Origin of the sequence: Vibrio sp. 10N.247.311.14 (assembly GCF_041467715.1) — a bacterium.
Classification (GTDB): domain Bacteria; phylum Pseudomonadota; class Gammaproteobacteria; order Enterobacterales; family Vibrionaceae; genus Vibrio; species Vibrio crassostreae_C.
Map to the genome: position 1 here is coordinate 1 of NZ_JBFSVE010000097.1, position 5032 is coordinate 5032.

General features: G+C 45.0%; 7 protein-coding genes. 4 read left to right on the forward strand and 3 right to left on the reverse strand.

Going from position 1 to position 5032, the window contains the following annotated elements; all coding sequences use genetic code 11:
- Positions 1–97: 97 nt before the first annotated feature.
- Positions 98–340 carry a cell division protein ZapB gene (gene zapB / locus AB6F11_RS21380; RefSeq protein ID WP_008219652.1) on the reverse strand — a complete coding sequence of 81 codons (243 nt, stop codon included), beginning with the start codon at positions 338–340 and terminating at the stop codon, positions 98–100.
- A gap of 325 nt (positions 341–665) precedes the next feature.
- Here zapB and glpX point away from each other — a divergent pair, with 325 nt between their 5' ends.
- The 3 genes from glpX to AB6F11_RS21395 all read left to right on the forward strand — a co-directional run bounded on the left by glpX (position 666) and on the right by AB6F11_RS21395 (position 2962).
- The gene (glpX, locus tag AB6F11_RS21385; RefSeq protein WP_017061153.1) at positions 666–1673 is read left to right on the forward strand and encodes a class II fructose-bisphosphatase; all 1008 of its coding nucleotides are present in this window, start codon (positions 666–668) and stop codon (positions 1671–1673) included.
- A gap of 198 nt (positions 1674–1871) precedes the next feature.
- Positions 1872–2492: a metalloregulator ArsR/SmtB family transcription factor gene (locus tag AB6F11_RS21390; RefSeq protein WP_017063674.1), complete on the forward strand. Its 621-nt coding sequence runs from the start codon at positions 1872–1874 to the stop codon at positions 2490–2492.
- Between the two features lie 122 nt (positions 2493–2614).
- A complete protein-coding gene (locus tag AB6F11_RS21395; RefSeq protein ID WP_017061155.1) occupies positions 2615–2962 on the forward strand; it encodes a DUF3135 domain-containing protein in 348 nt (115 codons plus the stop codon).
- A 61-nt stretch (positions 2963–3023) separates the two neighbouring features.
- On the opposite strand, the gene AB6F11_RS21400 is transcribed toward AB6F11_RS21395, so the two are convergent.
- Both AB6F11_RS21400 and AB6F11_RS21405 read right to left on the reverse strand, forming a co-directional pair.
- Positions 3024–3452: a DUF805 domain-containing protein gene (locus tag AB6F11_RS21400; RefSeq protein WP_017063673.1), complete on the reverse strand. Its 429-nt coding sequence runs from the start codon at positions 3450–3452 to the stop codon at positions 3024–3026.
- Between the two features lie 45 nt (positions 3453–3497).
- On the reverse strand, positions 3498–3845 hold the full coding sequence (locus AB6F11_RS21405) for a 5-carboxymethyl-2-hydroxymuconate Delta-isomerase (protein ID WP_017061157.1): 348 nt from the start codon (positions 3843–3845) through the stop codon (positions 3498–3500).
- A 249-nt stretch (positions 3846–4094) separates the two neighbouring features.
- On the opposite strand from AB6F11_RS21405, the gene tpiA reads away from it, so the two are divergent.
- On the forward strand, positions 4095–4865 hold the full coding sequence (tpiA, locus tag AB6F11_RS21410; protein ID WP_017061158.1) for a triose-phosphate isomerase: 771 nt from the start codon (positions 4095–4097) through the stop codon (positions 4863–4865).
- The last annotated feature ends 167 nt before the right edge of the window (positions 4866–5032 follow it).

The window sequence follows — 5032 nt, forward strand, 5'->3', positions numbered from 1 at the left end:
TAGAGGACTTTCACCTCCTAGATCAACGCCATGCTCGGCGCACAACAAAAACGCCCGCTACTGAGTAGCGGGCGTTTTTTTAAATCTGAAGAGTCGATTACTCTACTTCATCCATTTTACCAAGAAGGTTACGGATGCGATCTTGCCATGCTGAATGCTCTTCCTGCATTTGCTGAGTTTTTTGCTCTAGCTCGTGACGGCTTGCTTTAAGCTCACCAGCTTCTGTTGCTAGTGCTTGTTTCTCTTCTTTAAGCTCTTCCACTTCCATTTGAAGAAGTGCAATTGTATCTACTGCTGTTTGAATTTTTGCTTCTAGCTGCTCTAGTACTTCAAAAGACATTCTGGCCTACCTTTTAGTTATCCGTTTGATGGTGAAGGTTCACTCCACTTATTTCCCCATTCTACTCAGCAGAGCAAGGATAAACACTCAATATATTCGATATTTTGCGCCATTCGATGAAAAAAACAGCACTTTTTACCGAATATTGACGAGAACGATTACCGCCACAACGGCAAACCGATTATTTTGATGAATAATAACTGTTTTCCACTGCGAATTGATCGAGAGCAATCTCCAAAAAACAAAAAAGGCAAACGTTTCCTTTTGGATATGGTAAAATTCGCCGCGAAATTTCTATTCCCCCTTTGAAAATTTTGGAGTCCGCATGAAACGCGATTTAGCAATGTCATTCTCTCGTGTCACAGAAGGTGCAGCACTAGCTGGTTACAAGTGGCTTGGCCGTGGCGATAAAAACGCTGCAGATGGCGCTGCTGTAGAAGTAATGCGTAGCCTATTAAACAAAACCGAAATTAGCGGTGAGATTGTTATCGGCGAAGGTGAAATCGATGATGCACCTATGCTATACATCGGCGAAAACGTAGGTGTGGGCGGCGACGCTGTCGACATCGCAGTTGACCCAATTGAAGGGACACGCATGACAGCAATGGGCCAATCAAATGCATTGGCTGTATTGGCTGCGGGCGAAAAAGGCAGCTTCCTTAAAGCGCCTGATATGTACATGGAAAAGTTGGTTGTTGGCCCTGGCGCTAAAGGCGTGATTGACCTAGAACTGCCACTAACAGAAAACCTAGAAAACATCGCTAAAGCACTAGGTAAAACACTTGATACTCTAGTCGTAACCACGCTTGCTAAGCCTCGTCATGATCAAGTCATCGCCGACATGCAAGCAATGGGCGTTCGTGTATTTGCTGTGCCAGACGGTGATGTTGCGGCTTCTATCTTAACCTGTATGCCAGACAGTGAAGTAGACGTCATGTACTGCATCGGCGGCGCACCTGAAGGTGTGGTCTCGGCGGCGGTAATTCGCGCACTCGACGGCGACATGCACGGTCGTCTTCTACCTCGCCACGAAGTGAAAGGCGACACAGAAGAGAACCGCAAGCACGGTGAACTTGAACTTGAGCGCTGCGCAGAAATGGGCGTAACGGCGGGTATCGTATTGAAGATGGAAGACATGGCACGCAGCGACAACGTTGTATTCTCAGCAACAGGCATCACTAAGGGTGACTTGCTAGAAGGTATTTCTCGTCAAGGTAATATCGCAACCACAGAAACCCTGCTTATCCGTGGCCGCTGCCGTACAATTCGCCGCATCAAATCTATCCACTACCTAGAGCGTAAAGATCCAGAAGTAGTAGGTCATATCCTGTAAGCCTAAATTCGGTGAAACAGAATATTCCAAGGCTGATACCTAGTATCAGCCTTTTGTTTTATTAGCGCACCAGAATCTGACCATGGCAGCCAATAGAGTAAAACGCTATCTATAGAGTAAATTATCATCAATATAGTAAATGGTTTGCTTTATAAACACCTTGCCTCATAATAGTAAGGTTCATTAGGTAGGGATAGTATGAAAACAAGCGACAGAATCTTACAGACCATTAAGCGTCAAGGCGCGGTAACCGCGAAACAACTGTCAGAAGAATTTGGCATGACGACAATGGGGGCAAGGCAACATCTGCAAAGCCTGGAAGATGACGGTATTCTTGCGTTTCATGATGTGAAAGTGAAAGTGGGTCGCCCGACTCGCCACTGGTCCCTGACTCAACAAGGTCATAACCAATTTTCAGACCGACATGGTGAACTCACCATTCAAGTGATTGATGCTGTCGAGAATCTATTTGGTAAAGAAGGGCTGGCTAAGGTTGCTGCCGAGCGTGAACAACACACTCTTAAGCAGTATCAAACTGCGCTGTCTGGCTGTGATTCACTCATCAGCAAGCTTAAAAAACTCACCCAGCTTCGTGAAGACGAAGGCTACATGGCTGAGCTTCAAGAGCATGATGATCACTACATCTTGATTGAGAACCACTGCCCTATCTGTAAGGCTGCAACTCGCTGCCCTAGCCTGTGCCAATCTGAGCTCAACGTGTTTACTGAGTTACTAAAAGATGAGTGTCACGTGAGCCGTACAGAGCACATCATTGCTGGCGAACGACGCTGCACTTACACCTTAACACCCGCCCTTTGATTGCAAAGGTAATCGGCTAATACCGTCTCAATATTGAGAAAATACAAATAGATTAAAATTTGTACAGATTTCTTTCTTAAGCTTAGAGCATATGAAACACGCTTAATGCTAAGGAAGGAATGATGGCGCATCCACAACCCGCTCAAAAACTGCCACCCTTTGATGAACTTGTCCAACTCGCGAAAAGCGACCCGAAAGCATTCAATCAATTCAAACACGAGATGTGCGAACAGATGATTTGTTCGGCTTCAGACGTGATGCAAGACCGACTTCGTGCGCAGCAAAGTCACATCGACTTAGTGGTTAGCCGTTGTAAAAACCCACACCACGCCAATGTCGTACTCATGCAAGAGCTGCGCTGTCAGGTCTGTAAGTTCCAAGATGCACTCGAAGGGCGCTGCGGCTTTGAAGAATCTCTGCCTGAAAATGTCGTGCCTTTTAAGCCGAATACCGAACCTAAAATGTACTGAAATTAGCAAAGCACTAAAAAGAAAAAGGGAGCGTAATGCCCCCTTCTTATTGGTTCGCTGTTCAATATTTACATGGGTCTTCGCCGTAGTCATTACGGCCTTCTGTTCCTTTCAACAAACCACACTCAATCAGAATCCAGAAACCACACACTAATGCCGCGACGGTTGCCGCCATATGAATTGGCGATACCGGCTCTGTCGTCGTTGCAACCATTGGCGAAGCTAAACGACCCAATACTAATGGCACATTCAATAGTAGCCAGTAATTAGACTTATTGCGGTCGTGCCAGCGCTTAGCGGTTACCGCAAGGTCTGGGATCACAAGCATCAATAGGATGATTGGTAGCAGGATATAAGAGTAAGCAGGGAACAACACAGAGATACCTGAAGCAAAACCGGTAATCGCTATGTAGTAGAAAACATTCCAAATCCAGTAAGTCTTACGACCAATTCTCCCCTTGAAAGAGAGCAGTAATTCTTTCATCGACATCTTAAATACTCAAATTTATACGCCGCTAAAAGTCAGCAGCAATGGTTAGTTTATTACTTTTTGAAAGCAACTTTTATCCATATCACGAATATTCACCGTTAAGCTTCTTACATGACTCGCTTGTTCTTGCAGGATCTGCATTAACGATCGTGACAATTCTCGCTTTTGCTCTTCCGTTCGTCCCGAAAGTAACTCAAAGCTGATATGAATAAAGTCTACACTATCTTCCTCATCACCGACCAACCAATTATGGCAACGCAGTGAACGAGATTTCACTGATGGCACATCAAACAAGCCACATGTGAGAGCGACTTGGTGGAGATCTTCCAGTAAGCCTTGGATATTTACTCGCTCATCCACTGAATTGGAGTACTCTAGAACTAGATTCGGCATTGTTACTTCCTGTTGTTAACGCAATCGTTTGTCCCTTAATAACAACTAACGATGAAAAATCCGAGAAGTTAGCTATTATTCTGTCTGCCGGATCACTGATATATGCTCAAAATCTACTCTGACCATTGAGTAAGATCCAAGAAAGTCATGACCACAGTCATGATCTGTTGATATTAATCTGTTATATTATTTCGTAATAAAGTTTACTTTTTTACATTCGATTTATTTAAATACTTTGGAGATATTCCTATGCGTCATCCTGTAGTTATGGGTAACTGGAAACTAAACGGCAGCAAAGAAATGGTTGTTGATCTACTAAACGGTCTTAACGCTGAACTTGAAGGCGTAACAGGCGTAGACGTAGCAGTTGCTCCACCAGCACTTTTCGTTGATCTAGCAGAGCGTACGCTTACTGAAGCGGGCAGCGCGATCATCCTAGGTGCTCAAAACTCTGACCTAAACAACAGCGGTGCATTCACTGGCGACATGTCTCCAGCAATGCTTAAAGAGTTCGGCGCATCTCACATCATCATCGGTCACTCTGAGCGTCGTGAATACCACAACGAATCAGATGAGTTCGTAGCTAAGAAATTCGCATTCCTAAAAGAGAACGGCCTAACTCCAGTTCTTTGTATCGGTGAATCTGAAGCACAAAACGAAGCAGGCGAAACTGTTGCAGTATGTGCTCGTCAACTTGACGCTGTTATCAACACTCAAGGTGTTGAAGCTCTTGAAGGCGCTATCATCGCTTACGAACCAATCTGGGCTATCGGTACTGGTAAAGCAGCTACAGCTGAAGATGCACAACGCATCCACGCTCAAATCCGTGCACACATCGCAGAGAAATCTGAAGAAGTTGCTAAGAAAGTTGTTATCCAATACGGCGGTTCTGTTAAGCCAGAAAACGCAGCAGCTTACTTCGCACAACCAGACATCGACGGTGCTCTAGTTGGCGGCGCAGCTCTAGACGCGAAAAGCTTCGCAGCTATCGCTAAAGCAGCAGCTGAAGCAAAAGCTTAATTTAAACCTCACCGTTTAGATTAGATGAAAGGTCAACTTAGGTTGGCCTTTTTTATTACCTGTCGTTTCTGAAACCCAAACGGCAGGCACAAAAAAACCGCTGAATAATCAGTAATGCCGATCAGTTAAAGCCAAAGCGATCGGTTGAAGGATCCTTCAGAGCTGTC